Here is a 21,650-nt window from a genome sequence, read left to right on the forward strand (position 1 = left end):
TACAATCTTTACTCATAAACTTAATCCCCCTTAGATTTTTTTATTTTAATTAAAAACTTTTTTAATTTAACCTCTCACTTATATACTTAGCATTTGTTGTGCCAATTTTCTGAATATTTAAAAAATCTATATATTTAGGGGTTTTATCTGTATTTTTTTCAATAAATTTCTTAATATGTAAAGAAATTTATCCATTATATTGTGATATTATGGCAAATTTATTTACAATCGTAAATTATTCTTTACATTATTTAATATACTCGTTTTTTATGAATATTTAATAAATCATTTGTGAAATATTTGTCCATCTTTTATATTGATAGTTCTATTACAATACTTCGCTATACTTGGATTATGAGTTACTATTAGGATTGTTTTCTTTTCTTTTTTATTTAATTCTAATAATATATCCATTATCTTTTTTCCGTTATCTTCATCTAAAGCACCTGTAGGCTCATCTGCTAATATAATTTCTGCTCCTTGAACTAAACTTCTCATAATTGCAACTCTTTGCTGCTGACCTCCAGATAATTTACTAACCTTTTTATTTAAGATTTCTTTTAATCCTAATACTTCAAGATAATTATTTAAATTTATATTATAATTTTTCTTACCTTTTCTGTACTCTAAAGGCAACATTATATTTTCTTTAACTGTTAGTTCTTTAATTAATGCAAAGTTTTGAAATATAAAGGCTATCTTCTCATTTCTTATCTTTGCAAGTTCATCAAAACTTTTATTACTACAATCTTCATTATCTAATAAGTATTTACCGTAAGTTAATTCATCTATACATCCTATTATGTTTAATAAAGTTGTTTTACCAGAACCTGAAGCTCCCATAATAGCAATAAATTCTCCCTCTTCTATTTTTAAATTAATATCTTTTAATGCTTTAAATTCATTTTCTTTTTTTCCATAAACTTTACTAACATTTTCTAATAATATCTTCATTATTTTTCTCCCCCAATTAAATTAACAGCCTTAATTTTAATAATACTTTTAATTGGAATTAAAGTTATTAAAAATATTATTATCAAAAGAATAACTCCAGTAATTATAGTATTAATTTTTGTCGATTGAATTGTAAACCATCCTCCACCAGCTAAATTAATATATTTATTTAAGTAAATTCCTATGATGAAAGCTATAAAAGCTATAATCAATGTCTTTATTAATACCACTAAAATAATATCTTTCTTTTTAGCTCCTAAAGATATTATTATTCCTAATTCTTTTTTTAGTTGATATAAAGAATACATTATACTTCCAGCTCCCCCAAGGAGTATTAATAGCAATAATATGCTTGTCCTCATTAATGAATACTTTACAGATCCTAATATTTTATCCTTTGCCTTCTCATATTCACCTAAATTACTGTTTATACTTATATCTAAATTATGCTTTTTAGCTAATTTTATTATGTCACTTTGATATTTATCATAATCTCCATGAATAAACTTTACATTAATTCCACCTAAACTTGCTAATGCCCCAAGCATATTATCTTTATAAAAGTCTTCTTCTTTTAATATAACAATCATTGAATCATCTAAGAAAGGAACTATATCATAATATAACCTATCAAAATATAAAGGTGTATCCCCTTTAGATATTCCTGCTACTTCATAAAACTTTTCATCTCCACCTAATCCCATTTGTAATTTAAATTTATCCTGTAGCTCTACATAATTTTCAAATTTTTCTCCTAGGATTATTTTATTAGAATCTTTATAATTTAAAGCCCTACCTTTTTTAATATTTATACCTAATTCCTTATAATATCCATAATCCATAACTCTTATAGGAACTAATTCTTTAAATTCATCACCAAAATCTTCAACAATTGCTCCATTTACAGAATAAGGCATATGTATTTTTTCTAAATAATTTACCTTTAATCCATCTACTGTAACTTGAGTTGGATATATTAATCCAATATTTTTTATTATTTTACTTTTCTTTAATTCTTTATAAAATTTATTCAAATTTTCATTTTCAGAAAAGAAACTATTTGGAGCCAAAGAAATTTTATAAGTTCCTTTTTCATTCCATGAATATGAATCTAGCTTATTCATATATCCAAATACCTTAATTTCTTTTTGAATATTATAAATTAATAGTGTTGCTATTGCTAATTCAATTATTAATAATATGCTTATAAACTTATTCTTCTTTAAAAATATTTTTAGTATTTTCTCATTTCTCATAATAACCCCTCTATCTTAAATTATCTTGAACATTAACTTTTCTTATGTCTTTTAATAAATATATTGCTATAAATAAAGAAAGCCACAAACTTATATTTAATGAAATTAATGAGGATTTAAAACTATATTCTATTACTGAACGAGTTACCACTCCAATAATATTTGTTGTTAAGTTTATAAGTACTATATTTACTAAAAAGGCAATTAAATTTAATATTATTAATTTCTTAAATATATCTATTATTATATCTATTCTCCTTGCTCCTAATACCTTTTTAATGGCAATATTCTTTTTTAAACCTTGAGTCCAAAATATTGATGATATTATACAATTTATTAGCCCTACTAAAACTCCTAAAATAGCTGTTTTTATAAATCCATTATTGTATAAAAATACTGATTCCCAAGTTTTAGCCTTACTATTACTTCTTTCTACTTTAGAAAAGCCTTTATACTTTTCGCCTAAAATATTTTCTAAATTTTCATTATAATCTGCTTTATAAACATTAATTATATTGGTTCCTTTTTCTCCATAAATTTCACTATATAAACTATTTATAGGTATTATAATCCCATGTCTCCAATCAGATATTTTATCTGAAATATAATCAATTACCCTAAAACTTTTTCCTTTTAAATCTATATACTCTACTCCATCTTTTTTATAAACTAATTGCTTATTTAACTCTCCTACTATAGCTATATCCTCTTTATTTTTATAATCTTCATCTTTAAAATAATTTTTGTTTTGAGTTTTTAAATATTTTTTAAAGCCTCCATAATTATTCACTCCATATGCTGTTACCTTTTTAAATCCATCTCCTATAGGCTCCATATGATTTAATGGTTCTGTTATAAATGGAATATTTATATTTTTAAGTTCCTTTAAACTTATAGATTTTTCTTTTAAGTTTATTGAGATGTTCTCATTATAAAATACCCGCTCTCCATCATAACTTCTAAAAGTTGAATTTAACATTTGTGATACTATATCTATAGAAAATATAGATATTATAATGGAAATCATTAAAAAAGTTGTTGTTATAGGGTTTGCTATTAATTCTTTTATACTTTTCATATATACTCCTATTTTTTAGGAGCATATAGAAGATACACTCCTTTTAATTTATGTGTTTAATACCCTTGTTAATTGTAAATATAAATCCTGATTTTTAGTTTACCTTCTATATACTAACATTTATTTACATTTAATTTTGTATTTTATTGTCGGAAAAAATATAAAACCATAAAATAAATTCTATTAAATTTATACAAAATTCCCTATCTATAAATTAATATGTTCAAATAGAAAAAACACTAATCTAAAAAAGATTAGTGTCTAAAATTATTCATTACAAATATTTTTTATAGTCTTCTTTTCCTTCAAGATCCTTTAATAAATGTTTTATTTCTTGATCTCTATTTTTATCCATTACAAGAAGTACATCTCCCGCTTCTACTATAACTAAATCCTTAATTCCTAAACCTATAATTAAGTTATTTTCCCCAAATACAGAACAGTTTTCACATTCCTCTAAATAAACATTTTTTGATACAGAATTACTTCTACTTTGATTTAAAAATCTACTTAAAGCATTAAAACTACCAATGTCGTCCCAAGCAAAATCACATTTAATAACGTATGCTTTTCTAGTTTTTTGCATAACTCCAAAATCTATTGATATTCCATCAATTAACTTATATTGTTCTTCTATAACTTTTTCTTCATCCTCTTCTCCTATGTGCTTATATATTTCCATAAGTGGTCTATGCATTAATGGAAGATATTTTTCTATTTCTCTTAGTATTACGTCTGCTCTAAATACAAACATACCTGAATTCCATAAATAAGTTCCTTTATAAATAAAATCTTTAGCAACTTCAAGATTAGGTTTTTCCGTAAATCTTGCTACCCTATAAGCAGGTCTTGTCCCGCTAATTCTATCTCCCATTTCAATATATCCATAACCTGTTTCTGGTCTTTTAGGATATATTCCTAAGGTTACTATACATCTTCTTCGATTTGCTAATTCAACAGCTTGAGTTAGAGTTTCTATATATGCTTTTTCATTTTCTATATAATGGTCTGAAGGTAATACTACCATTACTGCATCCCTATCTTTTTTAAGAAGCTTAATTGCAGACAAACCTATGCATGTTGCAGTTTCTTTATTCATAGGTTCTGTAAAAATATTATCTTTTTCAATATCAACAAGTTCCTTTTCAATTTTCTCTTTATATTCTTTATTTGTAACTATATAAATATTATTTTTTTCAATTAAAGGAGTTATTCTATCTACTGTATTTACTAAAAAACTTTTATCATTTATTACTCTTAAGAACTGCTTAGGTTTTTCTGATCTTGATAATGGGTATAGTCTACTTCCTTTACCTCCAGCTAATATAAGCCCGTATATCAAATCTTTTCAACTCCATATAGTACTTTAGTTTATTCTATGTTTTTTAATTAAACTATGTGAAAAGTTAAATAAGAACCATACTAAATTAGTACAGTTCTTAAAAAGATTGATTAATTCATATATTTATTCACTAATTCATAGCATCTTTTTTCAGTTTCGCTACTTAATGTTCCTAACTTTACTAAAGGAGCCATAGTTCCTCCTTTATATTCAGCCATTGCTTTTTCAGCTTTTGATTCTTTTATTTTAATCCATCTTACTTCATCTTTTTCTAATTGTTTAAATTTATCTTTAGGTAATTTTGCTTTTAAAGTACCATATATATCATTTAATGCACTATCCCATTCCTTATATACATCAGAAGCTTGACTTCTCATTTCAACTGTAGATTCTCCAGTTATGCTATTTTCTGTTTCTTCTTTTATCGCATTTAATTTATTTATATAATTTTTCTTATCAATAGCTGCATTTCCTAAATAACCTACTGAACCACTTTTTTCTTCTGATTTACTAAGCTCTGAATTTACTCTTCCTTTTAAATCTTCTAATTGCTGTTTTTGATTTTTATCCAATTCACTCTTTTCTAATTTATCAATTAAATTCTTTGCCTCTTTATAGTTTTTATTATTTATTTGCTCTCTTATTTTATCTAAATTATCATTTAATTCTTTACTATTTTTAATTGCTTTATTTATTTTATCTTTTAAACTATCTACATCATTTTTGAATCCATTATAATTTGAATATTCTTGATTTATTTCATTTATCTTTTTATTTGCTTCATCAAAATCTCCTTTATCAAAAAAATCTTTTGAATCTAAATACTTATTTACCATACTTTTTAATTGTAATGCTTTTCATTGTTTGGCTTATCGTCTAATACTAAGTCAAAACATGCTATTGATTTTTGATATTCTTTCTGTATCATTAATTCAATTCCTTTATTGATTTCTTTATTTACTCCTGAATTTTTATAAATAAAAAATGATCCTACTCCTATAATAGCTATAACTAAAATAACTATAGGAATTATGTATTTCTTTTTCATAAGACTAATCCCCCTTAGTTTATATATATTTTTATTATACAACTTTGAATTTATTTTACTAATTAATACATATTTACCTTTTATAAGTAACTTTAATTTTATTGATTTCTTTATATTTAAAATAATATATATCCTTTTCATATTTATAATTGATATTTTCTCTTGTAAAATTCCATAGTATATAATATTTTCTTTATATATGTTAAAAGAGGAAGAAACTCAATTCTTCCTCTTACATACTTTTTATATACTTAAAATCTATACATATAGTTCCATTAATTATATATAACCATTTCTTCATCTAATAATTTTACTATATCTTCTTTCTTAAATAATTATATTAAAACATATTTTTATTATCTTCAATAAAATCTTTCTGTTTATTTAAGTATTCAATCAAAGGTATTACATTATTATTTGTAGATTTACCTAAAGCTTCCTTATATTCAGTTGAAGTTTCACCGTTCATATATTTAAGTGGTAATTTATTATCAAGTAATTGCTTTAAAAATATAAATCTACCTATTCTCCCATTACCATCTTGGAATGGATGTATTCTTTCAAACTCCAAATGAAATTTTGCTATATCTTCTAAAGTTGCTTCTTTTAAATTATTAAACTCATTTATTAAAATATTAAGTTTATCTTCAACCTCCCAAGGATTTGCAGTATCAAAATTAGCTCCTAATATTTTATTAGAATATTTCTTGAAAACCCCTGCTAAACCTAAATCATACAATCTAGTTCTATACATTAAACTAGCATGCCACTCTTTTATCATTTCTAAAGTTAAAGGTTTATCTAAACTATCAATAACTAAATCAAATGTATAAAATGAATTAACCGTTTCCTGTACATCATCTAAAGTATGAGTTCCTGTAACTATATTTTTTTCCATAAGCATTTGTAAGGTTTCTATTGTAAATGTACTTCCTTCTATTTTATTAGAATGATAAATAAAATCATATTTTAATATTTCATTTAATGAATTATGAATCCTCTTTGTTTCCTTTAATATTTGTAAAAATCTATTATACATTATTTTAATCCTTATTAATCTTAAATAATTTATTTTAGTATATCATCTAACCAATCTGGAATATTATCCTCTTCCCATCTTAAAATTCCATTATTTATATAAGCAACTTCTCTAAATCTTTTTGTGTTATCATATATATTTATTTCATCACATATATTAATAACTTCCTGTAAATTATGTAATGAATCATAATATCTTCTTTCTATATCCTTATCAGGAATTCCATGTCCACCATTACTTACTCTAATTTTAACTCTTTCTTTTGCAATTTCAGGATTATCAACACCTATATAATTCATAACAATATAAAATCCATTTTCTTTTGCTAATTTAATATTCTTTATAATGCTTTTTCCTGATAATGTTGTCTCCTGATTAAATGAAATTCCTTCTTTAATATATTTCTTAATTAATTTAACTGCTTCTCTTGCACATTTCATTTGAAGATTATTATCTTTCCATGATCCAATTTTAGCTACCATTTCATCAGTATTTATTCTCTTTTCATCTTTATTTTCATTATAATAAACAGATTTATATATTGATGTTTTACCAGCACCATTAACCCCTGCAAATATTGTATAAGTTAACATAATTACTTACCTATAACTTTCTCTTGTTCTTTTTGTAACACTAAATTTGATAAAGTCATATAGAAATCTTGTTCTTCCTTTGTCTTTGCATTTTTAAATAAATCTTTTAATTCACTATAAGAATAGTGTGTAAAAATATCATATAAATCAACTTCCTTATTTTTCATAACTATTCCCTCCATAATATTTTATCTCTTAAATATATTATTACATTAATTTACTATTTTACAACACTAATATCTTTTTATTTGTGTAATTATTTTATAGAACCTTAATTATAAACTTAGATGTTTCTTTGTTCATAGGTTCAGTAAAAATATTATCTTTTTCAACTCCATATAGTACTTTAGTTTATTCTATGTTTTTTTATTAAACTATGTGAAAAGTTAAATAAGAACCATACTAAATTAGTACGGTTTTTAAAAATAATTGATTAATTCATATATTTATTTCCTCTCTTATTTTATCTAAATTATCATTTACTTCTTTACTATTTTTAATTACTTTATTTTATCTTTTAAACTATCTACATAATTTTTTAATCTAAGTAATTATTAACCATATTTTTTCATCGTTTGGCTTATCACCTAATACTAAGTAAAAACATTCTATTGATTTTTGAGAAATACTTTTTCATCAATCCAAAAGCTTCTTTAAAATCCTTTCCTATTCTTTTAAGCTATATTTAAGCCATTGGAATACCATTAATTAAAATAGTTACTATTAATATAGCTAGTGAAAATTTTTTAAGTTGAAATAAATTACTATAACAAATAGAAATAAAAAAACATATCACTTATATGTGATACGTTTTTTCATTTAATAATAAGGTAACCCCCTATTAAAGTGGTAATCTTTTACTTTATATATTTTTCTATATAATCTAATTTTGCAATTAACTCATTAAAATCTTTTAAATATCTAAAGTATTCTTCTTCATTTAAATGTGTTTTACAACCTAACTCTTTAGGAATATTTGTTGCTTTTTCTTCAAGTTCACTTCCTTTTTTAGTTATTTCAATGTAAATTTTTCTATCATCTGTACTGTTTTTTACTCTATTTAGATATCCTCTACTTTCTAATTTAGTTATAATTGGAGTTAATGTTCCAGTTTTCATTTTTAATTTAAAACTCATATCCTTAAAGTCTATTTTATTATCTTCCCATAAAACCATCATAATTAGATATTGAGGATATGTTAATCCTATGCTTTTTAAAAGTGGCCCATAAATTCTAATCATACTCTTTGAAATAGAATACATCTTAAAACAGAGTTGGTCTTCTAACTTTAATTTATTATCCATATAATTATCTCCTAAAAAATAAAAATAGTTTTTATTTATAATTATACCTAAAAATCAAAGATTTCGCTTTCTTTTCCTGATAATAAATCAGAATAAACTGCTTGCCCATGTTCTAAATAAAATACTTCGTAAAGTGGATTATCTGCTATTTTATAGCCTTGTTTAACTGATGGTGAATTATCCATAACCATCTGCTTTACATTTATATCTTCTGTAAACTTAATCTCTCCACTTAATTTAACTGTAACATATTTATCATCCATTACTAAGAATTCAATAAATGGGTTTTCTTTTAACTGATTATATGCACGCTTTATATTAGCAGTAGTAAAATAAAATACATTATTTTTTATTAAATGAACATGTTGAACTCTTATAAAAGGCTTGTTTTCATTTGATGTAGCAACTACACCTATATTATTTTTATTTAAAAATTGAACTATTTTTTCCATATCATTTCTCCCCTATTTAATGTTAATTAAAGTTTCATAACTTTCTTTTCTTTTAATGCTACTAAAGCTTCAGGTGTATGAGTTGATAAATAAACTGTATTATTTTTTTGAATAAACTCTCTAACATTTTCTAAAGTATATTTAGCTAAATCTTTATCTTCAAATACTACTGAAAGTGCATTTCTTCTAAGTGCTTCATCTGTATAAGTTACATCCCCATGAAACATATAATTTAAACCATCTAGTTCAAGCACTGCTATAGAGTTTCCTTTTGTATGTCCATATGCAGGTAACATAACTATATTTTCTGATATTCTTTCACTTTGTTTAAAGTTTTTATATTCTCCACTTTCAAATTTAACTTTGACTATATTTTCGTCTTTTAAATTCATTGAATTTGCTTCTATTTCTGATATATATATTTTAGCATGATTGAATAATCTAAGCTCTCCTGTATGATCTGGATGTTTATGTGTAACTATTACTTTATCTATATCTTTAGGTTCATATCCTACTTTTTTTAATGCATCTACAAAGTTATTAACTTTTTCTCCTGTGTATAGCATTTGTTCAGGCTTTGGCTCCATATCAGGTGTTTCAACTGGAACTCCTGTATCTATTAATATAACTTCTTTTCCTGTGTCTATTAAGTAGTTTTGTAAACTAGAGTCGTATTTTTTAGACTCATCTATATTTTCCTTTTCAACTGATCCCCCAAAAGCAAAAGCTTCTTTCATGAATCCATTTTTATAAAATTCCAATGCGAATATTTTCATATTTATCACTCCTTATTTTTAATCGTATGCGATTAATCTTATACGATTATAATATTCTAAAAGTTAAAACTTGTCAATAAAAAAATAAAAATGTATTATAAAAACTTTTATCATTTATTACTTTTAAAAATTGCTTAGGTTTTTCTGATCTTGATAATTGGTATAGTATACTTCCTTTACTCCAGCTAATATAAGCCCGTATATCAAATCTTTTCAATTCCATATAGTACTTTATTTTATTCTATCTTTTTTTATTAAACTGTGTGAAAAGTTAAATAAGAACCATACTAAATTAGTATGGTTCTTAAAAATAATTATTTAGTTAATATATTAATTACTTATCAAAATTAAAATACTTTATTTGCATCTGTTTCTTATATTACCACTTGTCATACGAATACAATTCATTTTTTATGATACGATTCTTAGTAATTACTCTAAATAATATTTTCCCATTTTATTCTTATGTATATCATTTAAAAATTAAGATTAAATTTCTTGGTCTTGATATAGAAGTTAAAAGTAAAGAAAAAAGTGCCCCATCCTGCAAAGATTAGCACTTTTTCTTAATTAATCTTCAATTAATTTCATCCAATAGCCCTAAAACAAAATAAATGTTCTAAGGATTGCTTAGTGACGCTAACACTAAGCTTTTCTTATTTATATTATATCAAACTTTTATAAAAAATAAACCTATATAATTTTTTCTATTTATTCCTTCATATAAATTATAATTTTGTCTTTTAGATACCCCATTGAATTAATTTACTATTTTACAATACTAATAATTTATAGCTCTATAATTCTCTCACATCTTTTAGCTACATTTAAATCATGGGTTACTATAACAATAGTTTTTCCTTCTTTATTTAATTTAAGTAACTCCTCTACAACTAAATCGCTTGTCTTTTTATCTAATGCTCCTGTTGGTTCATCTGCTAATATAATTTCTGCATCATTTATTATAGCCCTTGCAATTGCTATTCTTTGTTGCTCTCCTCCTGACAGTTCATATGGATATTTATTTATTTTACTCTCTAATTTAAACTTTTTAAGTACATTTATTACTTTCTCATTTAATACTTCTTTTTTTGTTTTAATTTTTTCATGTTTATTTCTATATTTAATTGGTAATTCTAAATTTTCTTTTATTGTTAGATTATCTATTAAAGCAAAGTTTTGATAAATAAATCCAAACTTTTCATTTCTTATTTTAGCTAATTTATTTTGATCCTCATTATGTATATTAATTAAATTTCCTTCTAAATAATATTCTCCACTAGTATAGTCATCCATAAGTCCAATTATATTTAAAAGTGTAGATTTTCCAGAGCCTGATGGCCCTACAATTGCAACTAACTCATTCTTTTTTATAGTAATATTCATATTATTTAAAACTATTATCTTTTCATTATTATCATATATTTTAGAAATATTTTTTAATTCAATCATTAGTTACTCCTTTTTATTACATAACTTATTGTAATATTTATAATATCTTTCTTAATTTTATAAAGTGCAATACTTATCATAACAATATAAATGCATATGCTTATTACTAGACTCCACAGATTAAATGTATATCCTAATTTACTTGGAATAATTTTTTGAATTATACTTGATACTAATATAGCAAATACTATTACACCAATTAATATAAAGAAAATTTCACTAGCTATTTCCTTTAATACATCCTTCGGTGTTGCTCCTAATGAATATTTTATTCCAAATTCCTTTTTCCTTTTATTTATTATTAATCTTAAAATTATACTCATACTATTTATTGCTATAATCATTAATACAACAAAAAATATAAGTGACACATATATTTCTCCACTTTTATTGAAAATATTTTTTAGTATATGTTTATAAATTGGAATAAAATTTTTATCTGTGTTTTTTTCACTTTCACCTTTAAATATTCTAGGTGATGATTCCATATCAGTTTTTCTATCTAAAATTACAATATTATTATCTAGAGATGATGGTACTACATCATTTTTTATCCATAAATATTCATCCTCTAAAATACCTTTTACTGACACATTAACATCAGTTGTAAATCCTTTAATTTTTAAATTTTCTCCCTCTTTTAAATTTAAATTTTTCCCAACTAAAACATCTTTTTTATCCATTTTACTTATAGGATTTTTAGAATCCTTAATTTTAAATTCCTTTAAATTTAAAAATTCAGGTGATATGAAAATAACATTATATTCTTTACCACTTTCACTATCACTTAAAATAGTGCTCTTATAATAAGGCATATTATTATTTAGGTTATCTTCATTTTTTACACATATATAATTATTTAGGTTCATTACCTTTTTGTTTGAATTAACTTTTAAAAATATATCCATCCCCATAGAAACAACAAATATTAATGTTACTAATACTAAAAATAAATTCAAAAACAAATATCCAGTAAAACCTTTATTCTTAAAAAACTTACTCATATTCTCTTACTCTTATCCCTTTAAAAATTTTGTTAAATTTAATTTTTTTATTTTAAAATATGGTTTTATTATTGATATTAAGCAACTTATTATTCCAAGAATTATACTATAAACTAGATTATCTAAACCAATATATATACCTAATTCTAATGTATAATTTAAAATCTTTGCTATTATAAAGGCTCCAATATATCCACATATAACTGAAACAAAAATTATTTTTATTATATTTTTTATAATTAATTGGAATATCATTTTTTCATTTGAACCTAAGGCTTTCATTATTGCAAAGTTCTTATAATTTTCTTCTATGATAAAGCTAGATACTAATATTAAATTTATTATTGTTAATGTAAGTATAATTAATGAAAATCCACTAATTATGTATGCAGATGGGCTTATTGATTCTTTGTAATCTTCTGTAAATGTTTTTTTAGCTATTTTTACTTTACAATCCTTTTTTAAACTATTTATATTATGTATAATTTCATCAGCTATTTTATCAGAATTTTTCCCATTTATAATTATTTCTAAATAAAATGGTTCTTTACTAACATAAGGCTCCTTTATAACTTTTTTCATATCGTTACTTGGCATAAATATACTGTTATTTACACGGTTATCCTTAAAATTAGTGTCTACTATCCCCGCAACACTATATTCTATCCCTCTAATCTTATAAGATTTTTTATTTTTAACTTTTATATTATTACCAACAATAATTTCATTTTCCTTTAAATCATTCTTGTCTGGAGTTTCTACTTGTTTAATGTATTTTTTAATAATTGAATTGTCATTTATAAAAAATATATTGGTTTCTGTTTCTCCTTTACTTTCTTCATCAAGTCTATAAGGCCCAACAATAATATTATTCTTATCTTTGACCTTTGCTATAGAATCATAAATTACTTTAGAATCTATTACCTTTTCTCCAAAACTAGTATTTAAAGTTATTAAAGTTTGTTTTGTTGGATCTCCAAAATAATATGATTTTGTCTTTTCCATAGCTGCATTTGCAACACCAATTCCTATATTTATAGATAAAAAGGATATTATTAATGATATTAAAACTTTTCTAATCATACTTTTTGCATTCATTATTCTACCTCTAACTATATATTTTTTGAGTATATAATTGCTAAACACCTGTTATTTTTAAAAATTATTAAATAATATTAACTTTTTATCTATATTTTATCAATTATTTCATTTTTTTGCTATATCTTCAAACTTAAAATCTACTATTTTCTTTAGATCTTCTAATTTAAGTTTAACCTGAACTCCTACTGCCCCTCCACTTAATATTATTTCATCTAACTTTAAAGCATCATTTTGAATAAATATTCCTTTTGCATTTTCCATCCCTATTGGTGAACATCCACCTCTTTCATATCCAGTAAATTCTTTTATAATTTCCTTTTTCAATAAAGTTATCTTTTTTTCATTACAAATTTTTGCACATTTTTTTAAATCAAGCTTTTTTAATACTGGTATTAAAAACATATAAATATTATTAGAACTACCAATTGTAACTAAAGTTTTATATACCATATCAAAAGGTTCTCCTAGCTCTTTTGCTATATATCCATTGCCTATATACCCATTTTCAAATTCAAATATAATTGTTTCATAATTAATTTTTTCTTTATCAAATATTTTCATTACATTAGTTTTTTTCATATTTATTTTATCTCCTTTTTAAATTAGCATTTTTAAAACTATTAAAGCATTCCATAATAACCTCTAATTTTCCTCATAATAAATAAGACACCTTTTGGTATATAAATAACCTAAAGGTGCCTTTTATTAATTTTAAAAAATCTTATTTTTCCTTTTCAAATTCATCTAATGCCATTAAACGAACTAATAACTTTCTCATAAATATAAGAATTAAACCAAATACAATTACAACTACAGCTATTATTCCAAATACTTCTGTGTATCCCATAGAGGCTGTAAATCCTGCAAGTTTACCTGAAAGTAAATTTGCAAAGAAGAAACAAAGATACCAAGCACCCATTGCTAGTGAACTATATTTTTCTGGAGCAAGTTTATTAAACATAGACATTCCTATTGGTGATAAACACAGTTCTCCCATTGTAAGTAAAAAATATGCTCCTAAAACAAATAGTATGTTCATCTTTACTGTTCCATCTAAAACGCCACCTAAAGTTTTTACTCCAAGTATAAGAACTATAAATGCTAATCCTCCAAGTATCATTCCAAGTCCCATCTTAGTTGGAATAGTTAAATCTCCTTTTTTAGATTTTGCAAGTTTGATCCACAAGCTTCCAAGTATAGGTGCAAATATAACACATAATATTCCATTAAAAGATATTAACCAAGGTACAGGTACATCAAAGCTCCCAATTTGTCTATTTACTAATTTTTGAGATAATAATGAAAATGAAGATTGTGTTTGAAACCATGCTGTCCAGTATAATATTACAAAGAAAAATACTATAAACATTGCAAGTATTCTATTTTTCTCTGTTTTAGTTAAAGCTTGATTTTCTTTACTTACATCACTTTCAGTAACTTTCTTTATAGTTTTTGCAACGGGTTCTTTTCCAACTCCTTTAAGCCATTTAGGAGCTAACAAAAAGAAAATTATACATGTTACAAACATTAAAATTGATGAAAGAAGAAATACATCTCTGTATCCATAAGAGACTATTTTTCCACTTGCATTAACTGTTGAACACCATTTATCTGTAACAAAGCCAGCAACTATAGGTCCTAATAAAGAACCTATATTTGTTGCCATATAAAATATTGAATAAGCAGCATCTTTCATTGTTAATTCATCACGAGAATAAAGTTCACCTACTAGTTGACTTATATTCCCTTTAAAAAATCCACCACTTATAATCATTATTCCAAGTCCAATCCAAAGACTTTGTACAGTTGGTTTTGAGAAATATAAAGATAAATATCCTACTCCACCTAGGAATGCACCTAATATTATTCCTTTCTGCAAGCCTAAGTATCTATCAGTAAGCCAGCCACCTATAAGAGGTGTCATATAACCTAATCCAGCATATAAACCCATAATTGCTGTTGCCTTAGGTACACTTAATCCAATTCCACCTTTTGATATATTGGCAGTAAAAAAAAGTATTAAGAATGAGGAAATTGCATAGCCTGCAAAACTTTGAATAGTTATACTAATATTAGCTAATTGCAATCCTATTGGATGTTTAAATTTTTCTTTTTTAACATTTCCCATAAACTTCACCTGCTTTACAAAATATTTTAAGCCTTCACTTATTAGAAATTATTATACTTCCCTAGTATATTTTTTTAACCATTCTCTTTCCTCATCATTTAAATAAGGAGATATTATTTCATATACTTTTTTGTGATATCTATTTAATTCCTGTTTATCTTCTTCTGTTAAAATATTTACTTTTACTGCATCTAAATCTATTGGAACATAAGTAATAGGTTCAAAATACATAAATTCTCCATATTCATTAACCTCTCCTTTTCTTACAAGAAGTTCATTTTCTATACGAATTCCATGAGAACCTTCTATATATATTCCTGGCTCATCTGTAATTATCATTCCTTCTTCAAATTCATGTGAATCTATTTTTTTATATTTTGTACGTATTCCTGTTGGTGGTTCATGAAGATTTCCAAGATAGCCAACTCCATGTCCTGTTCCATGGTTAAAGTTTTTATTTTTCTCCCAAAGTGGTTGTCTTGCAAGAATATCTACATTTATTCCATTACAACCATAAATAAATTTTGCTTTTCCAAGTCTTAGATTACATTGTAAAACTGTTGTAAAGTCTTCTTTTATTTCATCACTTATTTCTCCAAGTGCTGTAGTTCTTGTAATATCAGTAGAACCTTCATAATAGTTTCCTCCAGTATCTGTTAATAATAAACTATTTGGTTTTACTTCTATATCAGTTTCTGGAGTTGGAGAATAGTGGACAATTGCAGCATGTTCTTTAAATCCACAGATTGGACTAAAACTTTGCCATAAATAACCTTCTTGTTCTTTTCTTAATTCTTCAAGCTTGTCCATTGCACTAAGTTCTGTAATTTTTATTTTTCCAACATTTGTCTTTAACCAATATATAAATTTTGTATTTGCAATACCATCTTTTATATGAGCTTTTATTATGTTCTCAATTTCTGTATCATTTTTAATAGCTTTCATTAATATAGTTGGACTTTCTTCTTCAATTAACTTAACAGTTTCAGGTATATTGTTATATAATGCATAATTAATCCTATCTGGATCTATAAGAACTGAATCTTTTTCATTAAATTTCTTAACATCTTCATATACATCATTATAAGGTCTTAATTCTACATTATTTTTAGTAAGTTTACTCTTAATTGAATCATTAATTTTTCTTTCATCAATATATAGGTAAACCTTTTCAAGTGTTACAATCGCATAACTTAAAATTAATGGAAAGAACTTAACATCATTTCCTCTAATATTTAAAAGCCATCCAATATCGTCAAGTGTTGTAATTATGTGAGCATTTGCACCTAGTTCTCTCATTTTATCTCTTACACGATTTAATTTTGAAGAAACAGTTTCTCCTGCATATTCTAAAGCAAGATCAAATATTGCTTCTTCTGATAAAGGTGGCCTATCTTCCCAAATGCTATTTATTAAATCATAACTATAATTAATTTTTATATTTTTTTTAGATAAAATATTTTCTAGAACTTTCCCTTCTTGTACTGGCACAACTCTACCATCAAATCCTAATGTTTCATTTTCTAAAAGTGATGAGTATAAAAATTCTTCTATTGTTGGAACTCCAATGTTCCCCATCTTATAAAGTTTAACACCTGAACCTTGTAATTGTTTCTCTGCTTGAATAAAGTATCTACCATCTGTCCATAGTCCTGCTTGGTCTTTTGTAATTACAGCAGTTCCTGCTGAACCTGTAAAACCAGTAATAAATTCTCTTTCCTTAAAGTGTTCGCCAACATATTCGCTATTATGATAATCTGCTGAAGGAATCATGTAAGCATCAATGTTTTTTTCTGCCATAAGTTTTCTAAGATTTTCAATTTTCTCTGTAACTTTCATCATAACCCTCCTTAATAAATTTTAATTTTGTTAATTTTTTTCATATTTTTATTATATCATTCACTTTTAAAGTCGCTTAAATTTTCATTTATATATATATACTGTATAATATATGAAATTTTATCATTTTTTAATATTTATTTAAATTTTATGATAATTTTTGTAATATTAAGTAAATTCGCTATATAAACTATGAAATATAGAGATTTTTAATTAAAAGCTTTTAATATATTGATTATGCTGTTTTATATTTTATTTTTTTAACTATATCTTATTTTTGTTGAACATTAAATATCTTTTTGTTTTCAATTGATTTTTATTTTCATTTGACTCTTTATTTCATTTAGCTTTTATGATATTATCTAAAATATATTTAATTTTGAAAGGAGATCACTTAATATGAAAGAAAATTATTCTATAAAAGATTATATTGCAAGTCCCATAGTCACAAAAATAAGTGCTGAAGAAAATAAATTAAGAGAATTTGTAATGGATTATATTATTACTAATCATAAACCCTATTCAATAAAAAATGATCCTAATGAAGAATTATTAAAAATTATGGCTAATAAAAATATACTTTCTATAAATGAAAATAATGAAATTGTTTCAATTTATCCAGTATCTGCAATAAAAACAAATAAAAAAGTTATTTTTGAAGATGGTCGTTATGGATATGCAATGTGTGCAATTGACGCTATAGGATTTCATTATACTTTTAAGAAAAATATAAAAATTGAAGGTAACTGTGAATACTGTAATAGTAAAATTATTCTTGACGTAAAAAATGGGAAAATAAATGTTATTGAAGGTAATGAAAATATACATATTCTACATACAGATTTAGAAAAAAATAAAAACTGGTCATGCTGTTGCTGTAATATTATGCACTTTTTTGATTGCAAAGAAAGTTTAGAAAAATGGCAAACTAAAAATAATATAAACACCAAAACCTTTGCTGTTAATTTAGAAACAGGAAACAAAATAGCTTGGTTACTTTTTTCGCAATAAATTAATAGTTTAAAATTAATAAAAGTATAAGATAAATATAATTAAATTTATCTTATACTTTATTTGTTAGTTATTTAGTATATAGTAAACTATGAAATATATAACTATATACTAAATACTTTTTACTTTCAAATTTTATATAAATTGTATTGCATTATTTTTATTTTAATGTCCTTACTAACGTACTTCTAGCCTTAGATAAAAGTTCATTTTTAATTAGAAAGTTCCAAACAGGCTCAAATTTTTTCCATGAACCTGCATAAGTTAAATGTTTTAATTTCATTTTAAGTTCTTCATGCTCTCTTGATGCCTTAATTATATTTCCCCATTTATAAAAGTCCTTATATGCCTTATTATAACCAGCTTCCATTTCATCTTTAGTAATATTTGGATGAGTAAAAACTAAATGTCTAGTATCATACATCTTCCAATTTTTAGTGATTATTCTATTTGATTTATCTAAACTGTCATATATTGCTGTACCTGGATAAGGAGTTAAAATATGATTAGTTGCTGTAGTTATCCCACTATTAATAGCCCATTCTGTAGTTCTATCAAAAACATCTAAATCATCATTATCTAATCCAAAAATAAAACTTCCATTTATCATTATTCCTAATTCATCTAATTTTTTTATAGCCTCAGCATAATTTTTCCCAATATTCGATTTTTTGTTAGCTTGAATTAAATTATAATTATTAATACTTTCAAATCCAATAAATGCACTTCTAAGTCCAGCCTCATATGCAAGCTCTAATGTATCGTCCTTAAGAATAGATTCAACAGTTATTGCACCTTGAAAGACTCTTCCCATTCCTCTCATTTCTTTAAAAACCTGTCTTGATAAATTTGTATTTGCAAATATATTGTCATCTAAAAAATATAAATGTTTTCCTTCCATGCTTTCTATTTCTTCTAAAATCCTATCAATTTTATATGTATAAAAAGATTTTCCTCCTTTATAAAAAGAACTAACATAACAAAATGAGCACTTATTAGGACATCCTCTTGAAAATACCATTGAATTTGGTACTAAATACTTTTCATTCTTAAACAAATCTCTTCTTGGTAAAGGTAAATTTTCTAATGATACATCTCCTTGCTCATAAATCCTTTTATTTTTTCCTTCTCTAAAATCTTTCAAAAATTTTGGGAAACTTTTTTCGCCTAATCCAAGTAATATACTATCTGCATGTTTTTTTGCTTCATTAGGTAATGATGTTGCATGAATTCCTCCAATAACAACCTTTACACCTTTTCTTCTATATTCATCTGCAATTTCATAGGCTCTATTTGAATTAGTTATATAGCTTTCAATACATACCAAATCTGGTATATCATCTAATTTAACTTCTTCTACATGCTCATCAACAATCTCTATTTCATCTGATTCATCACATAATGATGCTAATGTAGCTAATCCTAATGGTGGAAAAAGTGAATATTTTATAGGTCTCCAATATGGACTTTTTGCCTCTTCTAATGCTGGTAAAATAAATTTTATTTTCACTTAAATATTACCTCTTTTCTGTTTTTATAACATTTTTAATGATATAGTTTCATTCTTAACCCATTAATTACCATTTAAAATTTTTATACTAATACTACTATAAAAATAATCTATATTAAGTTGATATTTAATATTATATAACATCTTTTTTAGGTAAACTTTTCATTAAAATCCATTAATTACTTTCCATATGTTATAATAACTTTGTTAATTTTAAATTTAATAAAAGGAGTTTCTACTAATGAAAAAATTTTTTCAAAAAGAGTTAACCAGCTTAAGTAATTATGTTTGGTTTATTGTTATATTTATTTATATGCTAATTTTAGCCGGTTCTACTAGTCCATTACTAGGTAGTGCTACAAGTGACAGTGGTATTTTTATGGAGGTTGGTAAGGAAGTATGTAATGGTAAAATTTTATTTAAAGAAATTTTTGATCATAAAGGTCCTCTTCTATTTTTCATAAATGCAATTCCTCAAAATTTTATACATGGAACATTTGGAATATGGTTTACTGAATTTATATTTATGTTTATTTCTATAATACTTATATTTAAAATAAGCAAAAAGTTCTTCAAAAAAAAACTAATATCAATAATTCCACCTATTTCTTATATGGCATTTTCAGCTTACACTATACAATATGGTAATATGTCAGAAGAATATAGTAACTTTTTTTGCATAATAGCATTATATATTTTTATCAACTTTTACTTTTCAAAAAAGAAAAAAATTTCTAATCTTAGTTCAATCATATTAGGAATAACCTTTATGGCTGTAGTTATGATAAGAATGAATAATAGTCCTACTATTGTTAGTGCAACTATTTTTATCTTCTTTTATTTTCTTTTAAATAAAAGATTTAAAGAAGTTATAAAATATTTTTTATACTACATATTAGGTTGTATAATTTGCATTGTTCCTATATTGTCATATTTTATATATAACAAATCACTATATGATTTCTTTTATGGAACTTTTATATTTAATTTTATGTATGAGGGAGATTCCCTATTGCACAATATTAAATTTTTACTATTTACTACTAAAAGTACTTTTAAAATAGTATTATGGGTATTAATATTAACATCCTTATTGTCCATTATAATTTCCTTTGTAAAGAAAAATTTAATAATGGCAGTATTTTTATCATTAAATATTATAATTACACTAGTTGCAATCTGTTTAAGTGGTCATACATTTATGCACTATTTAATAACAGGTGCTCCTCAATTTGTATTATCTATAATAGTATTTTTAAAAGAACTAAGCTTAGAACATATTACTCCAAGTATAATTTTTATTTTAATAATATTTTGTACTTCTACTTGGATTACATATTTTTGTATGCATAGGTTATACAAAGTTAAAACTAAAACTAATAATTATATAGAGAATTCAATTGAACTAGCTTCACATATAAATTGCAATAAAGATGAATTATTTAGCTACAATCAAGAAGCTCGTTGGTTCTTTTTAACTGATACTTCTCCATGTAATAGATACTTTACTCTTCAAGATTGGTGGAATCTAACTGATAAAAATGTTTATAAAGAAATTAACTCAACATTAAAAAATAATAAACCAACATGGATAATAACTTCAAATCCTAAGAAAGTTTCTAATAAAGATCTTAGCAAAATGAAGGATAAATTTATTGTGAAATATATAAAAAAGTATTATATTCAAGTTAGTAAAAATAATTCTGGTATACTTTATAAGTTAAAGTAAAAAATTTAAAAGGCCACTGAAAATTTCAGTGACC

General features: G+C 24.1%; 21 protein-coding genes. 2 read left to right on the forward strand and 19 right to left on the reverse strand.

From position 1 onward, the window contains the following. Window positions 1-285: 285 nt before the first annotated feature. The 18 genes from J2S18_RS14875 to J2S18_RS14960 form a co-directional block, all read right to left on the reverse strand. Window positions 286-954 (reverse strand): ABC transporter ATP-binding protein, encoded by a 669-nt coding sequence (locus J2S18_RS14875; protein WP_307487989.1) that lies wholly within the window; start codon window positions 952-954, stop codon window positions 286-288. Further along, window positions 954-2,210 (reverse strand): FtsX-like permease family protein, encoded by a 1,257-nt coding sequence (locus J2S18_RS14880; RefSeq protein WP_307487991.1) that lies wholly within the window; start codon window positions 2,208-2,210, stop codon window positions 954-956. Before J2S18_RS14880 ends, J2S18_RS14875 begins: the two co-directional genes overlap by 1 nt. Window positions 2,211-2,220: 10 nt before the next feature. Beyond that, window positions 2,221-3,288 carry a hypothetical protein gene (locus J2S18_RS14885; protein ID WP_307487993.1) on the reverse strand — a complete coding sequence of 356 codons (1,068 nt, stop codon included), beginning with the start codon at window positions 3,286-3,288 and terminating at the stop codon, window positions 2,221-2,223. A 274-nt stretch (window positions 3,289-3,562) separates the two neighbouring features. Continuing rightward, complete coding sequence (locus tag J2S18_RS14890; protein ID WP_307487995.1) at window positions 3,563-4,630, reverse strand: mannose-1-phosphate guanylyltransferase; 1,068 nt, start codon at window positions 4,628-4,630, stop codon at window positions 3,563-3,565. A gap of 110 nt (window positions 4,631-4,740) precedes the next feature. Then, entirely contained in the window at window positions 4,741-5,466 is a 726-nt protein-coding gene (locus J2S18_RS14895) for a lysozyme inhibitor LprI family protein (RefSeq protein ID WP_307487996.1), read from the reverse strand. 5 nt (window positions 5,467-5,471) lie between these two features. Continuing rightward, entirely contained in the window at window positions 5,472-5,678 is a 207-nt protein-coding gene (locus J2S18_RS14900) for a hypothetical protein (RefSeq protein ID WP_307487998.1), read from the reverse strand. A 340-nt stretch (window positions 5,679-6,018) separates the two neighbouring features. Further along, window positions 6,019-6,717: a Fic family protein gene (locus J2S18_RS14905; RefSeq protein ID WP_307487999.1), complete on the reverse strand. Its 699-nt coding sequence runs from the start codon at window positions 6,715-6,717 to the stop codon at window positions 6,019-6,021. A 29-nt stretch (window positions 6,718-6,746) separates the two neighbouring features. Then, window positions 6,747-7,310, reverse strand: a complete 564-nt coding sequence (locus J2S18_RS14910) for an ATPase (protein ID WP_307488001.1) — start codon at window positions 7,308-7,310, stop codon at window positions 6,747-6,749. Window positions 7,311-7,312: 2 nt separating this feature from the next. Beyond that, the gene (locus tag J2S18_RS14915; protein ID WP_307488002.1) at window positions 7,313-7,477 is read right to left on the reverse strand and encodes a hypothetical protein; all 165 of its coding nucleotides are present in this window, start codon (window positions 7,475-7,477) and stop codon (window positions 7,313-7,315) included. 690 nt (window positions 7,478-8,167) lie between these two features. Further along, a complete protein-coding gene (locus J2S18_RS14920; RefSeq protein WP_307488003.1) occupies window positions 8,168-8,614 on the reverse strand; it encodes a MarR family winged helix-turn-helix transcriptional regulator in 447 nt (148 codons plus the stop codon). Window positions 8,615-8,661: 47 nt separating this feature from the next. Then, on the reverse strand, window positions 8,662-9,066 hold the full coding sequence (locus J2S18_RS14925; protein ID WP_307488005.1) for a pyridoxamine 5'-phosphate oxidase family protein: 405 nt from the start codon (window positions 9,064-9,066) through the stop codon (window positions 8,662-8,664). Window positions 9,067-9,092: 26 nt separating this feature from the next. Continuing rightward, window positions 9,093-9,842 carry an MBL fold metallo-hydrolase gene (locus J2S18_RS14930; protein ID WP_307488007.1) on the reverse strand — a complete coding sequence of 250 codons (750 nt, stop codon included), beginning with the start codon at window positions 9,840-9,842 and terminating at the stop codon, window positions 9,093-9,095. Between the two features lie 789 nt (window positions 9,843-10,631). After that, complete coding sequence (locus J2S18_RS14935; protein ID WP_307488009.1) at window positions 10,632-11,294, reverse strand: ABC transporter ATP-binding protein; 663 nt, start codon at window positions 11,292-11,294, stop codon at window positions 10,632-10,634. Next, entirely contained in the window at window positions 11,294-12,298 is a 1,005-nt protein-coding gene (locus tag J2S18_RS14940; RefSeq protein ID WP_307488010.1) for an FtsX-like permease family protein, read from the reverse strand. Before J2S18_RS14940 ends, J2S18_RS14935 begins: the two co-directional genes overlap by 1 nt. 12 nt (window positions 12,299-12,310) lie before the next feature. Continuing rightward, entirely contained in the window at window positions 12,311-13,396 is a 1,086-nt protein-coding gene (locus tag J2S18_RS14945; RefSeq protein WP_307488012.1) for an ABC transporter permease, read from the reverse strand. Window positions 13,397-13,504: 108 nt separating this feature from the next. Continuing rightward, window positions 13,505-13,978, reverse strand: a complete 474-nt coding sequence (locus tag J2S18_RS14950) for a YbaK/EbsC family protein (protein ID WP_307488014.1) — start codon at window positions 13,976-13,978, stop codon at window positions 13,505-13,507. Between the two features lie 142 nt (window positions 13,979-14,120). Beyond that, entirely contained in the window at window positions 14,121-15,527 is a 1,407-nt protein-coding gene (locus tag J2S18_RS14955; protein ID WP_307488016.1) for a peptide MFS transporter, read from the reverse strand. Between the two features lie 51 nt (window positions 15,528-15,578). Continuing rightward, window positions 15,579-17,366 carry an aminopeptidase P family N-terminal domain-containing protein gene (locus J2S18_RS14960; protein WP_307488017.1) on the reverse strand — a complete coding sequence of 596 codons (1,788 nt, stop codon included), beginning with the start codon at window positions 17,364-17,366 and terminating at the stop codon, window positions 15,579-15,581. Between the two features lie 399 nt (window positions 17,367-17,765). Between J2S18_RS14960 and saoL the strand changes: the two genes are divergently transcribed. Next, window positions 17,766-18,377 carry a MerB-like organometallic lyase SaoL gene (saoL, locus tag J2S18_RS14965; protein ID WP_307488019.1) on the forward strand — a complete coding sequence of 204 codons (612 nt, stop codon included), beginning with the start codon at window positions 17,766-17,768 and terminating at the stop codon, window positions 18,375-18,377. Between the two features lie 160 nt (window positions 18,378-18,537). On the opposite strand, the gene J2S18_RS14970 is transcribed toward saoL, so the two are convergent. Further along, the gene (locus J2S18_RS14970; protein ID WP_307488020.1) at window positions 18,538-19,887 is read right to left on the reverse strand and encodes a B12-binding domain-containing radical SAM protein; all 1,350 of its coding nucleotides are present in this window, start codon (window positions 19,885-19,887) and stop codon (window positions 18,538-18,540) included. A 241-nt stretch (window positions 19,888-20,128) separates the two neighbouring features. Between J2S18_RS14970 and J2S18_RS14975 the strand changes: the two genes are divergently transcribed. Further along, the gene (locus J2S18_RS14975; protein ID WP_307488023.1) at window positions 20,129-21,616 is read left to right on the forward strand and encodes a hypothetical protein; all 1,488 of its coding nucleotides are present in this window, start codon (window positions 20,129-20,131) and stop codon (window positions 21,614-21,616) included. The last annotated feature ends 34 nt before the right edge of the window (window positions 21,617-21,650 follow it).

Source organism: Eubacterium multiforme, assembly GCF_030813415.1.
In the GTDB taxonomy this organism is placed as follows: Bacteria; Bacillota; Clostridia; order Clostridiales; family Clostridiaceae; genus Clostridium; species Clostridium multiforme.